Raw genomic sequence first — 23,977 nt, 5'->3', positions numbered from 1 at the left:
TGCCAGCGTAACCGCGGCCTCCGACAGGGCTCACCGCGCGGCGCGCTGCTCCGCGTCGAGACGTCGCAGCAGCTCGCGCGCCCGCTTCACATCCCGGCGGGCGGGAACTCGCCGCCACCACCCGGCTTCGGCGAGGGCGTGCTCGGCGTCGCGCAGCTGTGCCTCGGCGACCACACGCAGGGCGCGCCGCTCGTCCTCGCGCCTCTCTTCCTCGGTCCTCACCTCGAGCGGGATGCCGTCATCCGCCGCCGACACGGCCACCCACGACGCCGCGACGAGGATGACGATGCCCGCGAGGCGCAGCCAGAGGAGGAATCCGATGAGCACCGAGAACGTCGCGAGGAGCGGGTTGGTGGGGGAGTAGACGGCGAGGAAGCCGGCGCCGAGCTGCAGCACGCTCAGCGCGACGCCGCCGAAGATCGATCCGGGGATGATCTTGCGCCAGGGCAGCGCGGTCCCGGTCAGAAACCGGATGAGCGCGGTGAGGGCGGCCGCGTTGATCACGATCGCGACCAGCACAGACGCGAGTCGGCTGAGCACGTCGATCGTGGTCGACTCGTACGGGATCTCGAAGAGGTCGAACACCTGCCGAACGATGCCGCCCGCCACCAGACCCAGTGCGGCGCCGAGCACGAGCGCGAGGCCGAACAGCAGGGCTGCGCCGAAGTCGCGCAGCTTCAGGAGCAGGTAGTTGCGCGTGTCGAAGGGCAGGCCGAAGATATCGCGCACCGCGCGGCGCGTGAACGTCACGAACCCGATGGCCGTCCAGATCGCGACCGCGAGGGCGACGGCACCCGTCACCGCCAGGACGCTGCCGCTGTTGCGGGCGATGTCGGCGACGTCGGTGGGGGAGACCGGACCGCTGCCGGAGATCAGCCCCGGGATGTAGCTGTTGACGACGTCGATGAGGGCGTCGATCGCCATGCGCGATCCCCCGAGCCACAGCCCGACGACGGCGAACGCCGTGTAGATGGTGGCGAAGAGGGCGAAGAGCGACTGGTAACTGATGCTCGCGGCGAGGAGGAAGCCGTTGTGCCGCAGGAAGTGGCGCCATACCCGGATCGGGAACCAGCCGAGCGTGCGACGCGTGATCGTCGTCGCACGCTCGATGGGCTGGTCGAGCCGCTCGCGCAGCCGAGACGCATCCCACCGTTCGCGCAGCGCATCTGTCGCGGAAGGGTCGGGATCCACGTCGTCGAATCTATCGGCAGCGGTGGCGCGAGCTGATCGGGCGCGAGCCCGGCCGGCTCAACGCCCGCGGAGAACCGCCTGCTTGACCTCGGCGATCGCCTTGGTGACCTCGATGCCGCGCGGGCAGGCCTCGGTGCAGTTGAAGGTCGTGCGGCAGCGCCACACGCCTTCCTTGTCGTTGAGGATGTCGAGGCGCACGTCGCCCGCGTCGTCGCGCGAGTCGAAGATGAAGCGGTGCGCGTTGACGATCGCGGCGGGGCCGAAGTACTGGCCGTCGGTCCAGAACACGGGGCACGACGAGGTGCACGCGGCGCAGAGGATGCACTTGGTGGTGTCGTCGAAGATCTCGCGGTCGGCGATCGACTGGATGCGCTCCTTGCCGGCCTCGGGCTTCGAGTTGGCGATGAGGAAGGGCTGCACGTCGCGGTAGGAGGCGAAGAACGGCTCCATGTCGACGACGAGGTCCTTCTCCAGCGGCAGGCCCTTGATCGCCTCGACGTAGATCGGCTGCGAGATGTCGAGGTCCTTGATCAGCGTCTTGCAGGCCAGGCGGTTGCGCCCGTTGATGCGCATCGCGTCGGACCCGCAGATGCCGTGCGCGCACGAGCGGCGGAAGGTCAGCGACCCGTCGACATCCCACTTGATCTTGTGGAGGGCGTCGAGGACGCGGTCGGTCGAGTAGAGCTCGACGTCGTAGTCGACCCACCTCGGCTCGCTGTCGACCTCGGGGTCGAAGCGCCGGATGATGAAGGTGACCAGGAACGACTGGATGCCGGTGTCGTTCGCCGCCTCGGCAGGGGCCGCGGCATCGGTTTCGACGATCGTCATCAGTACTTCCTCTCCAGCGGCGGGTACCGCAGTTCGCCGTTCTCGTTCTTGGTGAACACGACGGGCTTCCAGTCGAGCCGGATGTGGTCCTCGGCGTGCGACGAGTGGGGGTCGCCCGACAGATAGGCCATCGTGTGCTTCATGTAGTTCTCGTCGTCACGCGTCGGGAAGTCATCGCGCATGTGGCCGCCGCGACTCTCCTTGCGGTTGCGAGCGGCGACCACGACGACCTCGGCGATGTCGAGCAGGAAGCCCAGCTCGACCGCCTCGAGCAGATCGGTGTTGAACCGCTTGCCCTTGTCGTCGACGTGGATGTTCTTGAACCGCTCGCGCAGGTCGGCGATGACGTCCATGACGTGCAGGAGCGACTCCTCGGTGCGGAACACCTGGGCGCCCTTGTCCATCTCGTCCTGGAGCGTCTTGCGCAGGACCGCGATGCGCTCGGTGCCGGGGTTGTTGCGCACGCCTTCGATGAGTTCGCGCACGTCCTTGGCGGGGTCCGCGGGCAGCGGCACGAAGTCGGCGGTCTTGACGTACTCGACGGCGTTGCGGCCGGCGCGCTTGCCGAAGACGTTGATGTCGAGCAACGAGTTGGTGCCGAGGCGGTTCGAGCCGTGCACCGAGACGCACGCGCACTCGCCGGCGGCGTAGAGGCCCGGCACGACGGTGGTGTTGTCGGCGAGCACCTCAGCCTCGACGTTCGTGGGGATGCCGCCCATCGCGTAGTGCGCCGTGGGCATGACGGGCACCGGCTCGACGACGGGGTCGACGCCGAGGTAGGTGCGGGCGAACTCCGTGATGTCGGGGAGCTTGGTCTCGAGGACTTCGGCGCCCAGGTGCGTGCAGTCGAGCAGCACGTAGTCGCGGTGGGGACCGGCGCCGCGGCCTTCGGCGACCTCCTGCTGCATGCATCGCGAGACGATGTCGCGGGGAGCGAGGTCCTTGATGGTGGGCGCGTAGCGCTCCATGAACCGCTCGCCCGACGCGTTGCGGAGGATCGCGCCCTCGCCGCGTGCGCCTTCCGTGAGCAGGATGCCGAGACCGGCGAGGCCGGTCGGGTGGAACTGGAAGAACTCCATGTCCTCGAGCGGCAGGCCCTTGCGCCAGACGATGCCGACGCCGTCGCCCGTGAGGGTGTGGGCGTTCGAGGTCGTCTTGTAGATCTTGCCGAAGCCGCCGGTGGCGAAGATGACGGCCTTCGAGTGGAAGACGTGCAGGTCACCGGTCGCCAGGTCGTAGGCGACGACGCCCGCCGTCTGGGTCGAGCCGTCGGGCGCGGTCACCGTGATGAGGTCGAGCACGTAGTACTCGTTGAAGAAGTTGATGCCGAGCTTGACGCAGTTCTGGAACAGCGTCTGCAGGATCATGTGGCCCGTGCGGTCGGCGGCGTAGCAGGCGCGGCGCACCGGCGACTTGCCGTGGTCGGCGGTGTGGCCGCCGAAGCGGCGCTGGTCGATCTTGCCCTCGGGGGTGCGGTTGAAGGGCAGGCCCATGTTCTCGAGGTCGATGACCGCGTCGATGGCCTCCTTGGCGAGGATCTCCGCCGCGTCCTGGTCGACGAGGTAGTCGCCGCCCTTGACGGTGTCGAAGGTGTGCCACTCCCACGAGTCCTCTTCGACGTTGGCGAGCGCCGCCGCCATGCCGCCCTGCGCCGCACCGGTGTGCGAGCGGGTCGGGTACAGCTTCGAGATCACCGCGGTGCGGGCACCCGGACCGGCTTCGATCGCCGCCCGCATGCCGGCGCCGCCGGCGCCGACGATGACGATGTCGAACTGGTGGTAGTGGATGCCGTCCTTGACGACGACCTCTTCGGTCTGGGTGCTCACGGGGCGAGCCTTTCGTTGCTGTGATTCACGTCGTCGGAGCGCAGGGTCAGCCCTGGCAGGTCTCCCAGAGCATGCTGTCCGCGGTCACTCCGAGGCAGGGGTCGAAGGTGAACACGACCAGGGTGCCGAGCAGGATCAGCAGACCTGCCGAGAGCCAGATGGCCCACACGAGGACCTTCCGCGCCGTCGCACCCGTGACGTAGTCGTTCACGATCGTGCGCATGCCGTTCGCGCCGTGGATCAGGGCGAGCCAGAGCATCAGCACGTCCCACCACTGCCAGAACGGGCTGGCGAACTTTCCGGCCACGAAAGCGAAGTCGATGCCCTTGATGCCCTCGCCGAGCATGAGGTTGACGAAGAGGTGGCCGAAGATCAGGACGACCAGCAGCACGCCGGAGGCGCGCATGTAGACCCAACCCCACTTCTCGAGGTTGGCGCCCTTCTTGCGGACCTGCGGGCTGCGGGGAGCGGCAAGGGTGTCGGCGGTCATCAGTGACCCCCTCCAATCTCGGAGAGAACGATGGGCACGTGACGCGCCGCGAAACCGATGATGGTGACGGCCCAGACCGCGAGGACACCCCACCACAGCTGACGCTGGTGGCGCGTCGCCCACGGCCACAGGTCGACGGCGATGATGCGCAGACCGTTGAAGGCGTGGTAGACGATCGCGGCGACGAGGGCGACCTCGCCGAGACCCATGATCGGGTTCTTGTAGGTGCCGATGACGGCGTCGTAGGCCTCGGGCGACACGCGGATCAGCGCGGTGTCGAGCACGTGGACCAAGAGGAAGAAGAAGATGGCCACGCCGGTGATGCGGTGAAGCACCCACGACCACATGCCCTCGTTGCCGCGGTACAGCGTGCCGCGCGGGGTCTTGGATGTGGTCTGGGCTACCGACGGTGTGACGCGTGCTGGTGCAGACACGGTCGTCCTCCCTGGATCGAACACGGTTCGTGGGGGCGATCGATGCCCCGGTGGGGCGATTGACCCCCGGCGTCACATGGGCGCACATCGATTCTAGGCCGGGAAAATGACGCGGGGCGACGAAGGGCACCCTAAAGAAAGCGGGTTCTTGCGCCGGGGGCTGCGGCCGCGTCCCGGTACGCTCGGAGCATGATCGACGAGATCCCGGACTTCTACGCCGTCATCCCTGCAGGAGGCGTGGGCAGCAGGCTGTGGCCGCTGTCGCGTGCCGACGCGCCGAAGTTCCTGCACGACCTCACCGGATCGGGCCACTCGCTGCTGCGCGACACCTGGGACCGGCTTGCGCCGCTCGCAGGGCCCGACCGCATCGCGGTGGTCACGGGACGCGCTCACCGCGCGGCGGTCGAGGCCCAGCTGCCCGGCATCCCCGACAAGAACGTGTTCCTCGAATCGGAGCCCCGCGACTCGGCGGCGGCGATCGGTCTGGCCGCCGCGATCCTCCACCGACGGCATCCCGACGTCATCATCGGGTCGTTCGCGGCCGATCACGTGATCCGCGGCAGCCGGGTCTTCGAGTTCGCCGTGCGCGACGCGGTCGAGGTCGCGCGCGAGGGCTACATCTGCACGATCGGCATCACCCCCTCCGAGCCCGCTGTCGGCTTCGGCTACATCAAGCGCGGCGGCGAACTGATCGTCGAGGGCGCTCGCGACGCCTCTCTCGTCGAGCGTTTCGTCGAGAAGCCCGACCTCGAGACGGCGCGAGCCTATGTCTCCGACCGGTCGTACCTCTGGAACGCGGGCATGTTCATCTCGCGGGCCGATGTCCTCCTGGCCGAGATCGAGGCGAACAGCCCCGAACTGCACGCGGGCCTGCTCGAGCTCGCCGAGGCCTGGGACGATCGCGACCGGCGCGGTCCCGCCGTCGACCGCATCTGGCCGCAGCTGAAGAAGATCGCGATCGACTACGTCGTCGCCGAGCCCGCCGCCGAGAAGGGCAAGCTCGCCGTCGTGCCGGGGCACTTCGACTGGGACGACGTCGGCGACTTCGCGAGCCTCGCGAAGCTCAACTCCAACGGACGCAAGAACGACCTGGCCATCCTCGGCGAGAACGCCCGCATCCTCTCGGACGCGGCCAGCGGCATCGTGGTCAGCCACACCTCGCGGGTCATCAGCCTGATCGGAGTGAAGGACATCGTCGTCGTCGACACTCCCGACGCGCTTCTGGTTACCACGAGCGAGAACGCGCAGCGCGTCAAGCACGTGGTCGACGCCCTCAAGCTGACGGGACGCGGCGACGTTCTGTGACGCGCACATTGCGTCTTTGTAACCATTCGCGGGGCGGGGTGCGTCCGGGGTGCAACCCGGACGAAACAGTAGGTAACTTCTTTCCAGCCGCCGCGAAGTCCGCGGCGCCTTCAATGTGGAGGCTGCATTGACACTCTCGACCCCCCAGAAGCTCGTCGGCATCACAGCTGCCGCGGGCCTTCTCGTCGCCCTCGCCGGTTGCGGAGCCGCACCCGATGAGGCTGGCGGATCCGCCGCACCCGAGGCGGGCTCGGACTTCACCCCCTGCCTGGTCTCCGACGAGGGCGGCTGGAACGACCGTTCGTTCAACCAGTCGGCGAAGGAGGGCATGGACCGCGCGGCGAAGGAGCTCGGCGTCGAATCGATCGAGGTCGAGTCCACCACCGAGAACGACTACGCGCCGAACCTCGAGACGCTCGTCTCGGAGGGCTGCGACCTGATCGTCGCCGTCGGCTACAAGCTCGCCCCGGCCACCGTCGCGTCGGCCACCGCGAACCCCGACATCGACTACGCCATCATCGACGACTACGCCGACACCGATTTCGACGGCAAGACCGACGCCCCCAACATCAAGCCGCTGGTGTTCAACACCGCGGAGGCCGCCTACCTCGGTGGCTACGCGGCGGCCTCGTGGTCGGCTGAGGCCGGCGTGAACAAGGTCGGCACCTTCGGTGGCGACAAGTTCAACTCGGTCACCGTCTTCATGGACGGCTTCCAGCTCGGTGTCGAGAAGTACAACGAGGACAAGGGCGCGAACGTCGGCGTCGTCGGCTGGGACATCACCGCTCAGGACGGCAACTTCACCGGTGGCTTCACCGCCAACGACACCGCGAAGCAGGTCGCTCAGGGCATCCTCGACCAGGGTGTCGACGTGATCCTGCCCGTCGGCGGCCCGATCTACCAGAGCGCCGCGCAGGCCATCCGCGAGGGCAACCGCGACGTCGTCATGCTCGGCGTCGACAGCGACCTCGCCGTCTCGGACGACACGGTCGCCGACCTGACGCTCGTGTCGATCCAGAAGGCGATCGACGTCTCCGTCTACGACGCCACCGTCGCGGCGCAGGGCGGCGACTTCACGACCGACCCGTACGTCGGCACGCTGAAGAACGAGGGTGTCAAGCTGTCGAGCTTCCACGACTTCGAGTCGCGTCTGCCGGCCGGTCTCGCCGACGAGCTGACCGCCCTGCAGGAGGCGATCGTCGCCGGTGACATCACCGTGGACTCGCCGAACTCTCCGTGAGCTCATGAGTCGTCGGGGCCGGGGGACGGAAGTTCCCCGGCCCCGACCGCTGTCCACCCACCATCCGTCGCATAGATTGGCCGACATGAAGCTCGAACTCCGGGGCATCACCAAGCGCTTCGGCACCCTGGTCGCCAACGACCACATCGACCTCGTCGTCAGGCCGGGCGAGATCCACGCTCTCCTCGGGGAGAACGGCGCCGGCAAGTCGACGCTCATGAACGTCCTCTACGGCCTCTATCAGGCCGATGAGGGCCACATCCTCCTCGACGACGTCGTCCAGGACTTCCGCGGACCCGGCGACGCCATGAGCGCGGGCATCGGCATGGTGCACCAGCACTTCATGCTCGTCCCGGTCTTCACCGTCGCCGAGAACGTCATGCTCGGTCACGAGAACACCAAGGGCCTCGGCGTCCTCGACCTCGCCGCGGCCCGCGCACACGTGCGTGCCGTGGCCGACCGCTTCGGCTTTCAGATCGACCCCGACGCCGTCGTCGGAGATCTGCCCGTCGGCGTGCAGCAGCGCGTCGAGATCATCAAGGCGCTCTCGCGCGAGGCCAAGGTGCTCGTCTTCGACGAGCCCACCGCCGTGCTCACGCCGCAGGAGACCGACGAGCTCATGGCGATCATGCGCCAGCTGCGCGACGAGGGCACCTCGATCGTCTTCATCACCCACAAGCTGCGCGAGGTCCGCGAGGTCGCGGACCGCATCACCGTCATCCGGCTGGGCAAGGTCGTCGGCGAGGCATCGCCGACGGCGAGCAACGCCGAGCTGGCGGCGCTCATGGTCGGCCGGCCCGTCGAGATGGTCGTGGCCAAGGGCGCTCCGAACGTGGGGGAGGGCGGCCTCGTGCTCGACGGCATCCGCGTCGTCACGCCCTCGGGGATCGTCGTCGTCGACGACGTCGACCTGCAGGTGCAGTCGGGCGAGGTCGTCGCGATCGCGGGCGTCCAGGGCAACGGCCAGACCGAGATCGTCGAAGCGATCCTCGGGCTGCTGCCGATCGACCACGGCTCGATCCGCCTCGACGGCGACGAGCTGGGCGGGCGCAGCGTGCGCGCGATCCTCGACCGCGGTGTCGGCTTCGTGCCCGAGGATCGCAAGGAGGACGGTCTCGTCGGGGCGTTCTCCGTGCAGGAGAACCTCATCCTCGACCGCTCCGACGACCGCGCCTTCACTCGTGCGGGCACGATCGACCGCCGCGCCCTCGAGGCGTTCGCGCGTGAGCGCATCGCCGAGTACGACATCCGCACGCAGGGCCCCGACACGGCGGTCGGCACCCTGTCGGGCGGCAACCAGCAGAAGGTCGTCATCGCACGCGAGATGGCCCGCCCGCTGCGTCTGCTCGTCGCGGCGCAGCCCACGCGCGGCGTCGACGTGGGCAGCATCGAATTCATCCACAAGCGCATCATCGAGGCCCGTGACTCCGGCGTCGCCGTCCTCGTCGTCTCGACCGAGCTCGACGAGGTGGTCGCCCTGGCCGACCGCATCGCGGTGATGTACCGCGGTCGCATCGTCGGCGTCGTCCCGGCGACGACGCCGCGCGACGTGCTCGGCCTGATGATGGCCGGCGAGGTCCCCGAGGAGTCAGCAGCATGACCACCCCCACCCCCGGTCCCGGCCCCGACCTCCCCGTCGAGCCCGCGGACTCGCAACTGCCCCCCGTCGGCGGACCCCTGACCGGCAAGCCCGAGGTGGCCCCGCCGCCGACGACGAACCGCATCATCAGCGAGGTGATGCGCAGCAGCGGCGTCATCACCGTGCTCGCCATCGTGCTCGCGCTCATCGTCGGCGGCATCATGATGGCCGTCACGGACGAGCGCGTGGCCGCGGCATCCGGCTACTTCTTCGCCCGCCCGGGCGACACGCTGGTCGCTATCTGGCAGTCGGTGTCGGGCGGATACGACGCCCTGTTCCGCGGCGCCGTGTTCAACACGCGCGTCGACGGCTTCGCGACGCAGATCCGTCCGCTCACGAACACCCTCGGCTTCGCAGCGCCGCTGATCGCGGCGGGTCTCGGTGTCGCGCTGGCCTTCCGAGCCGGTCTGTTCAACATCGGCGGCCGCGGCCAGATCCTCATCGGCGCTGCGTTCGCGGCCCTCGTGACGTTCAACCTCGACCTGCCGATGTTCATCCACCTGCCGCTGACCCTGATCGCGGGCATCGTGGGTGGGGCCCTGTGGGGCGGGCTCGTGGGACTGCTGAAGGCGCGCACCGGCGCGCACGAGGTGATCCTCACGATCATGCTCAACTACATCGCCTACTACCTGGTCAGCTGGATGGTGCGCACCCCCTCGCTGCTGCAGCAGACCGGCACGACGCAGTCGATCTCGCTGCGTACCCCGGACTCCGCGCAGTTCCCCGAGCTGCTCGGCCCGCAGTATCCGCTGCTGGACTGGGGCTTCATCGTCGTCATCATCGCGACGATCGTCGTGTGGTGGGTCATCGAGCGCTCCAGCCTCGGGCTGCGCCTGCGCGCCGTGGGCGAGAACCCGCACGCGGCACGCGCCGCGGGCATCTCGGTCGAGCGCATGTACATCTACGCGATGCTCTTCGCCGGCGGGCTGGCGGGCCTCGCGGCCATGAACCAGGTGCAGGGCCAGGTCACCACCGGTTTCACCGGGTCGATCGACGCGGGCATCGGCTTCGACGCGATCACGGTCGCCCTGCTCGGGCGGTCGCGTCCGTGGGGCGTCTTCGCCGCCGGCATCCTGCTCGGCGCGCTCAAGGCGGGCAGCTTCACGATGCAGGGCTCCGAGGGCATCCCCGTCGAGATCGTGCTCGTGGTGCAGGCGCTCATCGTCCTGTTCATCGCGGCCCCGCCGCTCGTGCGGACGATCTTCTTCCTTCCCAAGACCGAAGCTGAGAGGCGCGCGTCGGGCCGCACGAAGAACTCGTCGCGCCGCGCCGCTGTGAAGGCGGGTGCCTGATGGCAACGACCGATCTGACCTCCGCCGCCGCGGCCCCCGCCGCGGTGAAGGTCCGCCACCTCAAGCCGGCCATCGCGCTCGGCGTCGCCACCGTGCTGCTGGCACTGCTGTTCGCCCTGGTCCCGCGCGGCGGCACGAGCACGTTCCGCCTCGCCGACGGCGGGTCGACGATCCCGATCCCGGACGTCGCCCTCCCGACCGGGCCGACCAGCTGGACGCTGCTCGTCCTGATGGCCGTCATCACGGCCGTCGCGGCGTGGGACGCCCTCGCCTATCGCCGCCCTCGCACCTGGCTGATCGCGGTGGCCGGTTTCGTGGGGGTGTTCGCCTTCCTCGTCTGGGCCGCGGCCGAGGGGCTCGTGCCCGTCATCGGTCTGATGTTCGGTGCGGTGTCGTTGTCGGTCCCGCTCATCTTCGGCGCCCTCGGCGGCGTCATCGGTGAGCGGGTCGGCGTCGTGAACGTCGCCATCGAGGGCCAGTTCCTGCTCGGCGCCTTCGGCGCGGTGCTCGTCGGCAGCATCACCGGCAACCCGTTCATCGGACTGATCGCCGCCATGGTCGGCGGCGTCCTGGTGAGCCTCGTCCTCGCGGTCTTCTCGATCCGTTACCTCGTCGATCAGGTCATCGTCGGCGTCGTGCTGAACGTGCTGGTGACCGGCCTCACCGGCTTCCTCTTCGGAGCGCTCCTCGCGCCGAACGAGGCGACGCTCAACCGCGCGACGACCTTCCAGCGCCTGCCGATCCCGCTGCTCAGCGACATCCCCGTCATCGGACCCGTGCTGTTCAACCAGACGTTCATCGTCTACCTGATGTACGTCACGGTCGGTCTCGTCGCGTGGGGTCTGTACCGCACCCGCTGGGGTCTGCGTCTGCGCGCCGTCGGCGAGCACCCGCAGGCGGCGGACACCGTCGGCATCAAGGTGAACCCGACCCGGTTCTGGAACGTCAGCCTCGCCGGTGCGATCGCCGGCGCCGGTGGTGCGTACTTCACGCTGGTGTCGGTGCCGACCTTCACCAAGGAGATGACCGCGGGCCTGGGCTTCATCGCCCTCGCCGCCGTGATCTTCGGACGCTGGGACCCGATCCGCGCCACCCTCGCGGCGCTGCTGTTCGGGTTCGCGACGAACCTGCAGAACCTTCTGACGGTGCTGCGGACGCCGATCCCCAGCGAGTTCATGCTCATGCTGCCCTACCTCGTGACGATCCTCGCGGTCGCCGGGTTCGCGGGGCACATCCGTGGGCCGGCCGCCGCCGGCAAGCCGTACATCAAGGGGTGACACCGCTGTGACAGACATCGATTGGGACGAGCTGCGCGCCGTCGCGACGGAAGCCATGACGCGCGCCTACGCGCCGTACTCGCGCTACCGGGTGGGCGCGGCAGCGCTCGTCAGCGACGGACGCATCGTCTCGGGATGCAACGTCGAGAACGCGTCGTACGGCGTCGGGCTGTGCGCCGAGTGCGCCCTCGTCGGCGACCTGCACATGTCGGGCGGCGGACAGCTCGTCGCCTTCGTGTGCGTCAACAACGACGGGCAGACGATCATGCCGTGCGGTCGGTGCCGCCAGCTGCTGAACGAGTTCGCCCTGCCCGGAATGCTGCTCGAGACCGTCTCGGGCATCCGCACGATCGACGAGGTGCTGCCCGATGCGTTCGGGCCCCGCGACCTCGAGGAGGCCGCCCGATGAGCGCCGAGTCCACCGCATCCGCTGTCGAGGCGTTCGACGCCGTCGACGTCATCCGCACCAAGCGTGACGGGGGTGCTGTCCCTGAGGACGCGCTCCGCTGGATGATCGACGCGTACACGCGCGAGTACGTCGCCGACTCGCAGATGGCGGCTTTCGCGATGGCGGTGCTGCTCAATGGGATGCAGCGCGACGAGATCCGCGTCATGACCGACGCGATGATCGCTTCGGGCGAGCGCATGAGCTTCGCCGGTCTCGGCAAGCGCACGGTCGACAAGCACTCCACCGGCGGTGTCGGCGACAAGATCACTCTGCCGCTCGCGCCGCTCGTCGCCGCGTTCGGCGTCGCCGTGCCGCAGCTGTCGGGCCGCGGCCTCGGCCACACCGGCGGCACGCTCGACAAGCTCGAGTCCATCCCCGGCTGGCGTGCCGCGCTGTCGAACGACGAGATGTTCGCGCAGCTTCGCGACGTCGGCGCCGTGATCTGCGCTGCGGGATCGGGCCTCGCGCCCGCCGACAAGCGGCTGTACGCGCTCCGCGACGTCACCGGCACGGTCGAGGCGATTCCGCTCATCGCCTCGAGCATCATGTCGAAGAAGATCGCCGAGGGCACCGAGTCGCTCGTGCTCGATGTGAAGTTCGGCTCCGGCGCCTTCATGAAGGACGTCGACAAGGCTCGCGAGCTCGCCCGCACGATGGTCGCGCTCGGCGCAGACTCGGGGGTCGCGACGACCGCGCTGCTCACCGACATGAACGCCCCGCTCGGTCTCGCGATCGGAAACGCGAACGAGGTCCGCGAATCGGTCGAGGTGCTCGCCGGCGGCGGCCCCGCCGACATCGTCGAACTGACCGTCGCGCTCGCGCGCGAGATGCTCGCGCTCGCGGGCCAGCCCGACGCCGACGTGGAGGCCGCCCTCGCCGACGGCCGGGCCATGGACGTCTGGCGCCGCATGATCCAGGCACAGGGCGGCGACCCGGATGCCGCACTCCCGACGCCCCGCGAGACGCACACGATCACCGCGCCGACGGCCGGCGTCGTCTCTCGCCTCGAGGCGCTGCCCTTCGGCATCGCCGCCTGGCGTCTCGGTGCCGGCCGTGCGCGTGCCCAGGACCCCGTCATCCACGCCGCGGGCATCGACTTGCACGTCAAGCCGGGCGACGAGGTGGCAGCCGGTCAGCCGCTGTTCACCCTGCTGGCCGATGATGGTGCGCGGTTCGACCGCGCTCTCGACGCGCTGCACGGCGCGTGGGAGATCGACGACGACGCCCCGCCCGCGGGGCCGCTCGTCCTCGAGCGCATCACAGCCTGAGCCCGCCGGCACACCCCGTCCGTCCACCCGCCCGTTTCTTCCGGAGGAGCCCGTCATGCCGATCGAACAGCACGCCGACGTCAAACTGCAGGGCGTTTCCGTCCGGTCGCTGCCGAAGGTGTCGCTGCACGACCACCTCGACGGCGGTGTCCGCCCCGCGACCATCGTCGAACTGGCGGACGAACTCGGGCTCGACGTGCCCGAGACCGACCCCGACGACCTCGCCGACTGGTTCGAGGAGCAGAGCGACTCGGGTTCGCTCGTCGACTACATCAAGACCTTCGAGGTCACGCTCGGGGTCATGCAGACCGGCGAGGGACTGCGCCGCATCGCGCGCGAGTTCGTCACCGACCTCGCCGCCGACGGCGTGGTCTACGGCGAGGTGCGGTGGGCGCCCGAACAGCACCTGCGCGGCGGACTGTCGCTCCAGGAGACCGTCGACGCCGTGCAGGAGGGCATCGAGGAGGGCGAGGATGCCGCCGAGGCGAAGGGTCACGACATCCGCGTCGGTCAGATCCTCTCGGCGATGCGTCAGGCCGACCGCTCGCTCGAGATCGCGCGTCTGGCGGTCGACAACCGCGGTCGCGGAGTCTTCGGCTTCGACATCGCGGGACCCGAGGACGGCTTCCTCCCCGCACAGCACCGCGAGGCGTTCGACTACCTCGCCTCGGAGTTCTTCCCGGTGACGGTGCACGCGGGCGAGGCTGCGGGACTCGACTCGATCCGATCGGCGCTCATCGACGGCCGGGCGCTGCGCCTCGGTCACGGCGTGCGCATCGCGTCGGACCTCAACGTCGTCTCGCGTGAGGGCGAAGAGGTGCTCGTCCAGTTCGGCGACCTCGCCCGGTGGGTGCGCGACCGCGAGATCCCGCTCGAGCTGTCGCCCTCGTCCAACCTGCAGACCGGAGCCATCGCCGGATGGGGCACGCAGTGGGAGGACCACCCCTTCGACCTGCTGTACCAGCTGGGCTTCTCGGTCACCGTGAACGTCGACAACCGCACGCAGAGCCGCACCTCGCTCACGCGAGAACTCGCGACTCTGGCGCAGACCTTCGACTACGACCTCGACGACCTCCAGGCCTTCCAGCTGAACGCCGCCGCCGGTGCTTTCCTCTCGGTCGAGGAGCGCGAGGAGCTGATCGAGGTCATCGCCGAGGGCTTCGGAGCCTGACCCCGAACTGGGACCCAACTCCTCAGATCTGTGCCGATTGCGCGGAGTTTGCGCGTTCCACCGAGGCCCTGAAGCTGGATCTGAGGAGTTAGCGCGCCGGACGGTTCGACACCACAGCTCGGAGCTGGTGCGCCAGCCGGTCGCGGTGGTGGAAGATGTCCTCGGCGAGCGGACGAATGGTCATGTACCCCTGGGTCGCGGCTGCGAGATCTCGTCGCTTGTCGCGCTTCTGGGCATCCCAGCCCGAGTGGTGGGCCTCGCTGTCGCATTCGATGATCAGCCACCCCTCGACGAGGAAGTCGACGCGGCCTACCCCGGGGATGACGACCTGGCTCTCGAAGCGGCACCCGATCGACCGGAGAATGAGGCGGAGGAGCGACTCGGAACCAGATTCTGCTGAGGGGTCGAGCAGTGGACGGAGGCGTCGGTAGCGGCGCGGCAATCTCTGAAAGACATCCTCGATGTCCTCCGCGTCGATCATGCGCTGGTGCCAGGCGTTGTCGAGAGTGGCGACCGCTGCGCGCGGATCTTGGCAGCGGCAGGCCTGCGCAAGGGCCGACACGAGATCGGCGGCAACCGAAGTCGGCGGGTCGTCATCGATTCGCCAGTGCCGGATGACGCCGTCGGGCGCCGCCGGAAGCCTGCTGGACCCGACGCGGGCGTTCACATGCAAAGAGTGTCGATCCAGGACGAACACGCCGACAGCTTTCAGCAGCGACACGCAGTCGAGACGGCAGCCCAGACGCGCCGCCGCCAGGAGATCGTGATGAGTCGAGGCGGGAAGGTAACGGCCGCGGCGGACACGGACCAGCGTTCCCTCCGCGAGCGCGCGGTCGATCTCTGAACGGCGGAGACCGAGGTCTGTCGCGCTCTTCCAATCCGTCGGCAGCACTCCGGCAGTATGCGAACTCCGTGCCTCCTGCGGGGGGCGTAGTGCGCTGCTGTGGACAGCAGGCCCCGGAATCAGCTCGGGGGAGGATCCGCTGCCCCGGCATCAACTCCTCAGTTTTTCAACCTCCGCAGGACCCGCTGCAGTCTCGGGCGTCTTCGGCGCCCACATCTGAGGAGTTATGCCGCCCGGGCCACCGGGTCAGCGGGGGAGAGAGGCCACGAGGTCCGACAGAGCCGCAGTAACCTCGGCGCGCATGTCGGGATCGGAGATGGTGGGGGTGCCGTCGCCGGCCTGCGGGCCGTAATCGCCGAAGGATGCGTGGCTGGCGCCGTCGATCTCGACGAAGGTCGTATCCGGGGGGAGGAGGTGGCGGTTGTCGTCGACCTTCTGAGGGGTCGTCAGGCCGTCCTCCGAGCCGGACAGGCTGAGCACCGGCAGCCCCGACGCCGACAGATCGGTCGCGCAGTACGACGCGAACAGGACGAGCCCGTCGGCATCCGCGGCCAGCTGACAGGCCCGTACGCCACCGAGCGAATGCCCACCGACCAGCCAGGCGTCCACACCGGGGACGAGGTCGGTGAACGACGAGAGCGGGCGAGGGTCGAAGAAGGCGAGGTTCAGCCACGGCCGGGTGATCACCACGCTGACGTCCTCGTCGGCGACGACATCGGCCAGGATCGCGGCGTATGCCTCGGCCTGCACCTTCGCACCCGGCACGAAGACGAGTCCGACCTCTGCCGGTCCCGCAGCCGGTTCGAGCACGAGACTGCCGCCTGCCTCCGACATGACGATGCGCTCGTCGGCGCGGACGGCGTCGAGCGGCCCGGCCTCGGCGTCCATGACTCCGACCTGGCTCCAGACCAGCATGCCGATCACCGCGGCCACGACGATCCCGACGACCGACAGAACGACGACGAGGACGATCCGACGCCGTCGCGAGCGACGATGCGGGCGAGCGGGCTCGTCACCCGTCGCCCGCACCGCTGCCGCGTCGCTCATCGAGCGTCGGAGCCGATCGCCGCCTGACGTTCGGAGACGGCGCGCTCGACCCGCGGGTACAGCGGGTGCGAGGGCTCGAGTCCGGTAACGGATGCCGTGAAGGATGCCGCGTCCTCGGCACGCAGGCGCTGCTGCAGCTCGACGGACTGCGGGTCCTCCGGGTCGTCGAACGCGAGGGCGGCACCGATCGCCGCGACCAGCGCATCGACCGACAGGCCGGCCTCGGCTGCTTCCGCGGCCGGGCCGACGAAGCGCTCGTGCCGGGAGAGCTTGCGCAGTGGCTGACGCCCCACACGTCCGACGGTGTCGGGCAGCTCGGGGTTGGCGAAGCGCCGCAGGATCGTGGCGCGGTAGTCCGCGAGCTCGCCGGCGTCGAGACCGTGCTTGTGGACGAGGAGCGCCGAGGTCTCTTCGAGCGCGGCCGAGACGCTCGCGGCGATCTCCGGCACGGCGAGGGCTTCGGCCACGGTCGGGGTGCCGGCCTGCGCGCCGAAGTAGGCGGTCGTGGCGTGTCCGGTGTTGACCGTGAAGAGCTTGCGCTCGATGTACGGCTCGAGGTCCTCGACGAAGTGCGCGCCGGGGATGTTCGGCAGTTCGCCGCCGAACGGGCCGGACTCGATCGCCCACTCGTAGAACGGCTCGACCGTGACGTCGACTCCGGCGCCGGCGGGCTGCGCGGGCACGATGCGGTCGACGGCGGTGTTGGCGAAGATCGCTCGGCCCGAGACGGTCTCCCACGCGTCACCGGCCTGGGCGCGGATCTCGTCGCGCAGCAGGTCGGTGGCGCCGATCGCGTTCTCGCAGGCCATCACGGCCAGCGGTGCCGCGGCCGGGTCGCGCAGAGCGAGGCCGGCGAGGATGTGGGGCGCGATGAACTTCAGAACGGTGGGACCCACCGCGGTCGTGACGACGTCCGCGTTCGCGACGGCATCCGCGACGGCCTGCGGGTCCTCCGCGCTGTTGAGTGCGCGGAAACCGGTGACGGTGCGGTCGACACCGCCCTCGCCGACCTCGTGGACGGTGTACTCGGAGGCAGCGTTGATGGCGTCGACAAGGGGAGCGGCGACGTCGGAGAAGACGAGCTCGTAGCCGCCTTCGTTCAGGAGGAGGCCGACGAAGCCGCGGCCGATGTTGCCGGCTCCGAAGTGGACCGCGGTGCTCACTGGTTCACCGAAGCGAGCAGGGCGTAGAGCTCGTCGGGGGTCTGCGCGGCCTTCAGGCGAGCGACGTCGTCCTCCTCGGAGAAGAGGAGGGCGATCTGAGACAGGATGTCGAGGTGCTCGTCGCCCTTGCCGGCGATGCCGACGACGAACGACACCGGCTCCCCGCCCCAGTCGACACCGCCGTCGTAGCGGACGAACGACAGCGCCGAGTCGAGGATCGCGTCCTTGGTCTCGTTGGTGCCGTGGGGGATGGCGAGCTCGTTGCCCATGTACGTCGACACGGTCTGCTCGCGCTGCTGCATGGCGTCGAAGTACGCGGAGGTCACGGCACCTGCGGACTCGAGCAGGTCAGCGGCCTCCTTCATCGCCTCTTCGCGGGTGGCGCTTCCGGAGTGGATGCGGATCTGACCGATGTTCAGGACCTCACGTGCCATGTCTGTCTCCTTCGAATGATGTTGCTGGGGGATGACGCGGGGCCGGGGCGGATGGACCGCCCCGGCCCCGGGTCTGGGTTTCGAGCCTACGCGTCGGCGTCGTGCTGCTTGCGGACCATCTCCACGACCTCGTCGTACTTCGGCGAGTTCATGAAGTTGTCCACCGACACGTGAACCGCGTCGGGGTTCTGCGCCTTGGCGCGGTCGGTCAGCTGCTGCTGCGTGATGACCAGGTCGGCGGTGCCGTCGAGGTTCGCGATCGCCTTGTTGACGACCGTGACGTCCTCGATGCCGGCCTTCTTGAACTTGTTGCGCAGGACGCTCGCGCCCATCGCGGACGAGCCCATGCCGGCGTCGCAGGCGAACACGACCGACTGGATCGGCTTCGTCGCCGTCGCGGTGGCGGCGCCGGTCTCGGCTGCTGCACCGGTGGCGGCGGCAGCACCCGATGCGCGCAGACCCGACAGGGCCTCCGAGCTCTTGCCCTTGTTGGCCTCGGTGCGTGCGATCGCGTCCTCGAAGGTGCCCTCACCAGCCTGCTCGCGAGCGAGGTCGCGCTTGCGGCTCGCCAGCAGGATCGTCGCCGAGACCGCGAACGTCACACCGGCCGAGATGATCACCGAGAGGATGACGCCGAGGTGGCTGCCCGGGGCGGTCTGGATGAGCACCGCGAAGATGGATCCCGGCGAGGCCGCGGCGACCAGGCCGGAGTTGAAGATGGCGTTCGTGGCAACACCACTGGCGCCGCCGGCGATGAGCGCGACGATCAGGAGGGGCTTCGCCAGCACGTACGGGAAGTACACCTCGTGGATGCCGCCGAAGAACTGGATGATGAACGCACCCGGTGCGGTACCGCGCGCGATGCCGACCCCGAAGACGGAGATCGCGAGCAGGAGGCCGGCACCCGGGCCGGGGTTCGCCTCGACGAGGAAGAGCAGGCTCTTCCCGGTCTCGAGCGACTCCTGGGTTCCGAGCGGGGTGAACACGCCGTGGTTGATGGCGTTGTTGAGGAACAGAACCTTCGCGGGCTCGACGATGATGCTCGCCAGCGGGATCAGGCCGCGGTCGACGAGGAAGCCGACGGCGCCACCGAGCACGTCGGTGACGAACTTCATCACCGGGGCGAGCCAGAAGAAGGCTGCGAGCGCGGCGAAGAATGCGACGAAGCCGGCGCTGAAGTTGTCGACGAGCATCTCGAATCCGGCGCGGACCTTGCCCGCCCACAGCTTCTCGATCCACTTGAGTGCCAGGGCGGTCAGGGGACCGGCGACCATTGCGCCGAGGAACATGATGGTCCCCGAGGCGCCCACGATGACGCCCATCGCAGCGACGGCGCCGACGACACCGCCGCGGACACCGAAGACCATGCGGCCACCGGTGTAGGCGATCAGGGTGGGCAGCAGGTAGGTGATGATGGGACCGACCAGGCCGGTCCACTCGGTGCCGTCAGGGGTGACCCCGCCGCCGAGCATGCGGGAGTCGGCCCACTGCCAGGCCTCGATCGGCCCGTCCTGTCCGACCCATCCCGTGTCGATGAACAGAGCGGTGATCAGACCCCACGCGATGAAGGCCGCGATGTTGGGCATGACCATTCCCGAGAGGAAGGTTCCGAAGCGCTGGACGCGGACCCGGACCCCACCTCCCGCGGGTGGTGTTGACGTCGTTGTCATTTCTGGTTCTCCTTCTGGTGCAGTGTGTGGTGCGGGTGCTGGTGCTGATCAGATGCCGGCGGCGGTCTGGGCGGCGGCACGTGCCGAGGCCGCGTCGGTCGCGGTCAGGGCGGCCTCGGCGATGCGGCGGGCGTCGTCGAGGGTGTGGTTGAGCAGGGTGGCGCGAACGTCGGCGAGCGCGGTGGGCGCCATCGACAGGCTCGTGGCGCCGAGGCCCACGAGCACGACGGCCAGCAGCGGGTCAGCTGCGGCCTCGCCGCAGATGCCCACGGGCTTGCCGTTGGCCTGGCCCGCCTTGCCGGTCTCATGGATGAGACGCAGCACAGCCGGGTGCCAGGGGTCCTGGAACGACGACACCGAACCGAGCAGGCGGTCGGCGGCGAGCGTGTACTGGGTGAGGTCGTTGGTGCCGATCGAGGCGAAGTCGGCGACCTTGAGGACGTGGTCAGCGAGCAGCGCCGACGACGGCACCTCGACCATGACACCCGCGGTCTTGATGCCGTACTCGCGGGCGATGCCGACGAAGTACTCGGTCTCCTCGACGGTCGAGACCATCGGCGCCATGACCCACAGGTCGGCCTCGGTCGCGGCATCCGCCTCGGCGAGCGCGGTGAGCTGTTCGCGCAGGATGTCCTCGCTGGCGCGCAGGGCGCGGAGACCGCGGAGGCCGAGCGCCGGGTTCTCCTCGTGCGCGTCGTTGAGGAACGCGAGCGGCTTGTCGGCGCCGGCATCCAGCGCGCGGACGACGACCTTCTGGCCCGGGAACGCCTGCAGCAGCTTCGTGTAGGCCTCGCGCTGCTGGGCGACGGTGGGCGCCTGCGACGAGCTGAGGAAGAGGAACTCGGTGCGGAAGAGGCCGACGCCCTCGGCGCCCAGCTCGACGGCCTGTGCCGCGCCCTCGGGCTTGCCGAGGTTCGCCAGCAGCGGGATGGCGGTGCCGTCGGCGAGCGCGCCGGGGGTGATCGGGGCGGATGCCGCCGACTTGCGCTCGTCGGCACGGTTCTGCGCCTGTGCGAGCTCGTCCTCGCTCGGGTCGGTCGTGACGACGCCCTTCGCGGCGTCGACGATGACCGTCTCGCCCTCGGAGAGGCTGGCGGCGTCCGTGACGCCGACGACGGCGACGATCGACTTCTCGCGGGCGAGGATCGCGGTGTGCGAGGTGGGCCCGCCCTCGGAGGTCACCAGCGCCAGGACCATGTCGAGGTCGAGCAGCGCGGTGTCGGCGGGGGCGAGGTCCTTGGCGACCAGCACGAAGGGGTGGCCCGGCTCGGGGACACCCGGTGCGGGGACGCCGCGGAGGTGAGCGATGACGCGCTGCGCGACGTCGTCGAGGTCGGCGGCGCGCTCGCCGAGATAGCCGCCCATCGCGGACAGCTGGTCGCGGAACGAGGCGAAGGCGTCGTACACGGCGAACTCGCCGGTCTTGCCGGCCTGCAGGCGGGTCGAGACCTCGGCCTCGAGGCTCGGGTCCTCGGCCATCATGGCCTGCGCTTCGAGCACGTCGCGGGCGGCGCCGCCCGCCTGTGCGCCACGCTGTTCGAGCTCGCGCGCGACAGCGGCGACGGCATCCTTCACGCGCGCCGTCTCCTCGTCGAGCGACAGCTCCGACTTCTCGTCCTTCGGCGCGGGAAGCGGCTCCGCCATCCGTGCGATCGGTCCCTGCGCGACTCCCAGGCCGATGCCCACTCCGCGAAGCTCACTCATTGCTCGATCTCCTTCGTATCGTCCGTGTTCGTATCGATGGTCGTTCGTGGTCACTCGTCGTGATCGGTGGCGAGCAGGTCGGCGAGTTCGTCCAGGACGCTCTCGGCGCTGTCGCCGTCGGCCGTGAGGGTGACGTAATCGCCGTACTCGACGCCGAGCGCGATGACTCCGAGGATGCTCGCGGCGTTCACGGGGGAGCCCGAGCCCTTCGCGATCGTGACGTTGGCACCCGACTGCTTGACCGCCTGGGCGAACAGCTTCGCGGGACGGGCGTGGAGCCCGTTGGACGATCCGATGCGGACGGTACGCGATGCCTCGCTCATGAGGGGGTCCTCTCCGTTGAAGGGATGTCGGTGCTGGAACGTGTCGTGGTGGTGGCCGGAGCGGTGATCAGCGCGAGCGTCCGGCTCCCGTCGAGATCTCGGAAGATGTCGGCGGGCATCAGGATGACGCGCGTTCCGCGGGCAGCCGCGGCCTCGGTGATCCGGTCCAGCTTCGGGATGAGCTGGGGGCCGACGAGGACGATGTCCGCCGCGTCGAGATCGATCGGCAGTGACTGCTCGGTTCCGGCGGTGGCGGTGATGTCCAGGCCACGCGTCTGCGCCGCATGGCGCACCCGCTGTGCGACGAAAGTACTCGACGCGCCCGCGCCGCATACGACCAGGATCCTCATCGACCCGCCTCCTCCTCTCCCCATTGTTGTGAGACCCCTGAGAGGCGACAAGGTCTTCCTGCTTCCGCAGGGGCGGAAGGTCGGCCGGGCCATGATGGAATGGGAGCGTGACCAGGAGCCGGCAGGACCGCGTCCTCGCGATTCTCGCGCGCGACGGCGACTGGGTGACCGCAGCCGCGCTCGCGGATGCGATCGGGGTCACGCCGCGCTCGATCCGCAGCTACGTCACGGCCCTGAACGCCCGGGTGCCGGATGGCGTCGTGGTCGAGTCCGGACCGCAGGGCTACCGCGCGGGGCCGGAGAGCGCCGCGGCGGTGCATGTGGGCGACGCCGGCACTCCGCGCGACCGGCTGCACCGTCTGGTGCGCGCGCTGCTCGATTCCCCGGACGGAATCGACGTCTTCGAGACGGCCGAGGCCTTCTTCGTCAGCCCCGCCACGATCGATGCCGATCTCAGCCGGGTGCGCGGGCTGCTCGGCGGCACCGAGCTCAGCCTGGAACGCACGTCGTCGCGGGCACGGCTGCGCGGCACCGAGATGGCCCAGCGACGGCTGCTCAGCAGGCTCGCCCACGAGGAGACCGATGACGGCTCCTTCGACCTCGACAGCCTCCGTCGCACTCTCGGCGAACGGTCCGTCGGGGCGGTCGCCTTCGGCCCCTTCAAGGACGACCTGGTCACCGAGCTGACCGAGCTCGGCTACTTCGTCAACGAGTTCGGCATCGGGGATGTCGTCATGCACATCGCCATCGCCGCCGACCGGATCACGCGGGGTCGGGCTCTCGAAGTGGCGGAGGCCGACGACGCCGCGTTCCGCGCGGAGGTCGGCGACATCCTCGACCGCCTCACGCGCCGGCACCTCGGCGTCGTGCTCGGGTCGGGCGACCGTCAGCATCTCGCCGCCCTCGTGCTCACGCGCGTCGTGGCGCCCGGTGCGACCGAGCCGGCGGCGCTCATCCGCGAGCGCATCGACCCGGACGTCGCGACCGCCGTCCGGGACGTCGTGCGGCGGGCGGCCGCGGAGTTCCTCGTCGACATCGACCAGGAGGACTTCGTGCTGCGCCTGTCGCTGCACGTGCAGAACCTCAAGCACCGGGCACGCGAGCAGGCGTGGTCGCGCAACCCGCTCACACGATCGCTGAAGACGACGTATCCGATGATCTTCGAGGTCGCCGTGTACATCGCCGACGCGCTGCGGGGTCTGCTCGGCATCCCGCTCCTCGACGACGAGATCGCCTACATCGCGATGCACGTCGGCGGGCGCCTCGAACGCAGCCGGCTCTCGGCGCAGGCGCTGACGGCGACGATCGTGTGCCCCGGGTACTACGAGCTGCACGAGCTGTTGCGCTCGAGCGTCGACCGTTCGCTGGGACAGGCACTCGACGTGGTGGGCGTCGAGACGCGCGTCGACCCGGACTGGGCCTCCATCGACACCGACCTCATCCTGTCGACCATCGCGCCTCCGGTCATGAGCGACCGGATCGTCCACATCCAGCCCTTCCTCACCGACGCCGACATCGATCGGGTGCAGACCGCCGCCGCGCGGCTCCGCCGGGCCCGGCGCCTGACGCGCTTGCGCGCCGAGCTGGAGCGCTACTTCGACCCGTCCGCGTTCATCCGCGGGCTCGACGGCGACGGGGGAGAAGAGGCCGCGATCCGCCGGCTGGGCTCACTGCTGGTCGATCAAGGCGTCATCGACGACGACTACATCGAGCGCACGATCGAGCGCGAGCGGCTCTCGTCCACAGCCTTCACCGACGCGCTCGCCGTCCCGCACGCCATCGGGATGACCGCGACGCGTACGGCGATCTCGCTCGGGATCGCCGACCCGTCTATCGCGTGGGGCGACGGCCGCGTGCAGGTCGTGGCGATGGTCGCCTTCTCGGAGTCCGATCGGGCCGCGTTCCAGACGGTGTTCGAGCAGCTGGTCGAGGTGTTCAGCGAGCGCGAGAGCGTGCAGCGGATCGTACGGCGCGGCATCACGTTCAGCGCCTTCCTCGACGAGCTCGTCGCGGTCGTCGACGGCTGATCGCCT

The 23,977-nt window shown here is 69.4% G+C and carries 22 protein-coding genes; 9 read left to right on the top strand and 13 right to left on the bottom strand.

The window, feature by feature from the left end:
- Positions 1–30: 30 nt before the first annotated feature.
- The 5 genes from VC184_RS12395 to sdhC are packed head-to-tail and all read right to left on the bottom strand — an operon-like array spanning position 31 to position 4,769.
- Positions 31–1,191, bottom strand: a complete 1,161-nt coding sequence (locus VC184_RS12395) for a YihY/virulence factor BrkB family protein (RefSeq protein WP_323986419.1) — start codon at positions 1,189–1,191, stop codon at positions 31–33.
- Between the two features lie 57 nt (positions 1,192–1,248).
- Complete coding sequence (locus VC184_RS12390; RefSeq protein WP_094260201.1) at positions 1,249–2,019, bottom strand: succinate dehydrogenase iron-sulfur subunit; 771 nt, start codon at positions 2,017–2,019, stop codon at positions 1,249–1,251.
- On the bottom strand, positions 2,019–3,845 hold the full coding sequence (gene sdhA, locus VC184_RS12385; protein ID WP_112617416.1) for a succinate dehydrogenase flavoprotein subunit: 1,827 nt from the start codon (positions 3,843–3,845) through the stop codon (positions 2,019–2,021). Before sdhA ends, VC184_RS12390 begins: the two co-directional genes overlap by 1 nt.
- Positions 3,846–3,891: 46 nt before the next feature.
- The gene (locus tag VC184_RS12380) at positions 3,892–4,335 is read right to left on the bottom strand and encodes a succinate dehydrogenase hydrophobic membrane anchor subunit (RefSeq protein WP_023955540.1); all 444 of its coding nucleotides are present in this window, start codon (positions 4,333–4,335) and stop codon (positions 3,892–3,894) included.
- Complete coding sequence (gene sdhC / locus VC184_RS12375) at positions 4,335–4,769, bottom strand: succinate dehydrogenase, cytochrome b556 subunit (RefSeq protein WP_023955538.1); 435 nt, start codon at positions 4,767–4,769, stop codon at positions 4,335–4,337. Before sdhC ends, VC184_RS12380 begins: the two co-directional genes overlap by 1 nt.
- 189 nt (positions 4,770–4,958) lie before the next feature.
- Between sdhC and VC184_RS12370 the strand changes: the two genes are divergently transcribed.
- The 8 genes from VC184_RS12370 (at position 4,959) to VC184_RS12335 (ending at position 14,409) form a co-directional block, all read left to right on the top strand.
- Positions 4,959–6,074: a mannose-1-phosphate guanylyltransferase gene (locus VC184_RS12370; RefSeq protein WP_323986416.1), complete on the top strand. Its 1,116-nt coding sequence runs from the start codon at positions 4,959–4,961 to the stop codon at positions 6,072–6,074.
- 127 nt (positions 6,075–6,201) lie between these two features.
- Positions 6,202–7,314, top strand: a complete 1,113-nt coding sequence (locus VC184_RS12365; RefSeq protein ID WP_114588573.1) for a BMP family lipoprotein — start codon at positions 6,202–6,204, stop codon at positions 7,312–7,314.
- An 85-nt stretch (positions 7,315–7,399) separates the two neighbouring features.
- Positions 7,400–8,914, top strand: coding sequence for an ABC transporter ATP-binding protein (locus VC184_RS12360; RefSeq protein ID WP_112617412.1), 1,515 nt, complete (start codon positions 7,400–7,402; stop codon positions 8,912–8,914).
- Positions 8,911–10,245, top strand: coding sequence for an ABC transporter permease (locus VC184_RS12355; RefSeq protein ID WP_323986414.1), 1,335 nt, complete (start codon positions 8,911–8,913; stop codon positions 10,243–10,245). Before VC184_RS12360 ends, VC184_RS12355 begins: the two co-directional genes overlap by 4 nt.
- Complete coding sequence (locus VC184_RS12350) at positions 10,245–11,522, top strand: ABC transporter permease (protein WP_323986412.1); 1,278 nt, start codon at positions 10,245–10,247, stop codon at positions 11,520–11,522. The genes VC184_RS12355 and VC184_RS12350 overlap by 1 nt, the downstream gene beginning before the upstream one ends.
- A 7-nt stretch (positions 11,523–11,529) precedes the next feature.
- Positions 11,530–11,931: a cytidine deaminase gene (locus tag VC184_RS12345; protein WP_023955526.1), complete on the top strand. Its 402-nt coding sequence runs from the start codon at positions 11,530–11,532 to the stop codon at positions 11,929–11,931.
- Entirely contained in the window at positions 11,928–13,238 is a 1,311-nt protein-coding gene (locus VC184_RS12340) for a thymidine phosphorylase (RefSeq protein ID WP_323986410.1), read from the top strand. The genes VC184_RS12345 and VC184_RS12340 overlap by 4 nt, the downstream gene beginning before the upstream one ends.
- A 55-nt stretch (positions 13,239–13,293) precedes the next feature.
- Positions 13,294–14,409, top strand: a complete 1,116-nt coding sequence (locus VC184_RS12335) for an adenosine deaminase (RefSeq protein ID WP_323986408.1) — start codon at positions 13,294–13,296, stop codon at positions 14,407–14,409.
- A gap of 88 nt (positions 14,410–14,497) precedes the next feature.
- Here VC184_RS12335 and VC184_RS12330 read toward each other — a convergent pair whose 3' ends face one another.
- The 8 genes from VC184_RS12330 to VC184_RS12295 all read right to left on the bottom strand — a co-directional run bounded on the left by VC184_RS12330 (position 14,498) and on the right by VC184_RS12295 (position 21,944).
- Entirely contained in the window at positions 14,498–15,301 is an 804-nt protein-coding gene (locus tag VC184_RS12330; protein WP_274178916.1) for an endonuclease domain-containing protein, read from the bottom strand.
- 198 nt (positions 15,302–15,499) lie between these two features.
- A complete protein-coding gene (locus tag VC184_RS12325) occupies positions 15,500–16,300 on the bottom strand; it encodes an alpha/beta hydrolase (protein ID WP_323986407.1) in 801 nt (266 codons plus the stop codon).
- On the bottom strand, positions 16,297–17,463 hold the full coding sequence (locus tag VC184_RS12320; RefSeq protein WP_274178914.1) for a mannitol-1-phosphate 5-dehydrogenase: 1,167 nt from the start codon (positions 17,461–17,463) through the stop codon (positions 16,297–16,299). The genes VC184_RS12325 and VC184_RS12320 overlap by 4 nt, the downstream gene beginning before the upstream one ends.
- Positions 17,460–17,897, bottom strand: coding sequence for a PTS sugar transporter subunit IIA (locus VC184_RS12315; protein ID WP_023955519.1), 438 nt, complete (start codon positions 17,895–17,897; stop codon positions 17,460–17,462). The genes VC184_RS12320 and VC184_RS12315 overlap by 4 nt, the downstream gene beginning before the upstream one ends.
- 86 nt (positions 17,898–17,983) lie before the next feature.
- A complete protein-coding gene (locus VC184_RS12310; protein ID WP_323986405.1) occupies positions 17,984–19,567 on the bottom strand; it encodes a PTS mannitol transporter subunit IICB in 1,584 nt (527 codons plus the stop codon).
- 48 nt (positions 19,568–19,615) lie between these two features.
- A complete protein-coding gene (ptsP, locus tag VC184_RS12305) occupies positions 19,616–21,271 on the bottom strand; it encodes a phosphoenolpyruvate--protein phosphotransferase (protein ID WP_112617402.1) in 1,656 nt (551 codons plus the stop codon).
- Positions 21,272–21,321: 50 nt separating this feature from the next.
- Positions 21,322–21,594, bottom strand: coding sequence for an HPr family phosphocarrier protein (locus VC184_RS12300; RefSeq protein ID WP_023955516.1), 273 nt, complete (start codon positions 21,592–21,594; stop codon positions 21,322–21,324).
- Complete coding sequence (locus VC184_RS12295; protein WP_112617401.1) at positions 21,591–21,944, bottom strand: PTS sugar transporter subunit IIB; 354 nt, start codon at positions 21,942–21,944, stop codon at positions 21,591–21,593. The genes VC184_RS12300 and VC184_RS12295 overlap by 4 nt, the downstream gene beginning before the upstream one ends.
- 107 nt (positions 21,945–22,051) lie before the next feature.
- Between VC184_RS12295 and VC184_RS12290 the strand changes: the two genes are divergently transcribed.
- Complete coding sequence (locus tag VC184_RS12290; RefSeq protein ID WP_323986403.1) at positions 22,052–23,971, top strand: BglG family transcription antiterminator; 1,920 nt, start codon at positions 22,052–22,054, stop codon at positions 23,969–23,971.
- Positions 23,972–23,977 lie beyond the last annotated feature (6 nt).

Source organism: Microbacterium plantarum, assembly GCF_035231185.1.
In the GTDB taxonomy this organism is placed as follows: Bacteria; Actinomycetota; Actinomycetes; order Actinomycetales; family Microbacteriaceae; genus Microbacterium; species Microbacterium plantarum.
The sequence above is the reverse complement of the archived record's forward strand: the minus strand, read 5'-3'. Positions and strand labels throughout refer to the sequence as shown.

Excerpts from the sequence above, each read along its gene's own strand:
- VC184_RS12295 (WP_112617401.1), bottom strand. The coding sequence starts at position 21,944 with ATGAGGATCCTGGTCGTATGCGGCGCGGGCGCGTCGAGTACTTTCGTC.
- VC184_RS12315 (WP_023955519.1), bottom strand. The coding sequence starts at position 17,897 with ATGGCACGTGAGGTCCTGAACATCGGTCAGATCCGCATCCACTCCGGA.
- VC184_RS12355 (WP_323986414.1), top strand. The coding sequence starts at position 8,911 with ATGACCACCCCCACCCCCGGTCCCGGCCCCGACCTCCCCGTCGAGCCC.
- ptsP (WP_112617402.1), bottom strand. The coding sequence starts at position 21,271 with ATGAGTGAGCTTCGCGGAGTGGGCATCGGCCTGGGAGTCGCGCAGGGA.
- VC184_RS12350 (WP_323986412.1), top strand. The coding sequence starts at position 10,245 with ATGGCAACGACCGATCTGACCTCCGCCGCCGCGGCCCCCGCCGCGGTG.
- VC184_RS12340 (WP_323986410.1), top strand. The coding sequence starts at position 11,928 with ATGAGCGCCGAGTCCACCGCATCCGCTGTCGAGGCGTTCGACGCCGTC.
- VC184_RS12335 (WP_323986408.1), top strand. The coding sequence starts at position 13,294 with ATGCCGATCGAACAGCACGCCGACGTCAAACTGCAGGGCGTTTCCGTC.
- VC184_RS12370 (WP_323986416.1), top strand. The coding sequence starts at position 4,959 with ATGATCGACGAGATCCCGGACTTCTACGCCGTCATCCCTGCAGGAGGC.
- VC184_RS12390 (WP_094260201.1), bottom strand. The coding sequence starts at position 2,019 with ATGACGATCGTCGAAACCGATGCCGCGGCCCCTGCCGAGGCGGCGAAC.
- VC184_RS12360 (WP_112617412.1), top strand. The coding sequence starts at position 7,400 with ATGAAGCTCGAACTCCGGGGCATCACCAAGCGCTTCGGCACCCTGGTC.
- VC184_RS12380 (WP_023955540.1), bottom strand. The coding sequence starts at position 4,335 with ATGACCGCCGACACCCTTGCCGCTCCCCGCAGCCCGCAGGTCCGCAAG.
- VC184_RS12310 (WP_323986405.1), bottom strand. The coding sequence starts at position 19,567 with ATGACAACGACGTCAACACCACCCGCGGGAGGTGGGGTCCGGGTCCGC.
- VC184_RS12325 (WP_323986407.1), bottom strand. The coding sequence starts at position 16,300 with ATGAGCGACGCGGCAGCGGTGCGGGCGACGGGTGACGAGCCCGCTCGC.
- VC184_RS12300 (WP_023955516.1), bottom strand. The coding sequence starts at position 21,594 with ATGAGCGAGGCATCGCGTACCGTCCGCATCGGATCGTCCAACGGGCTC.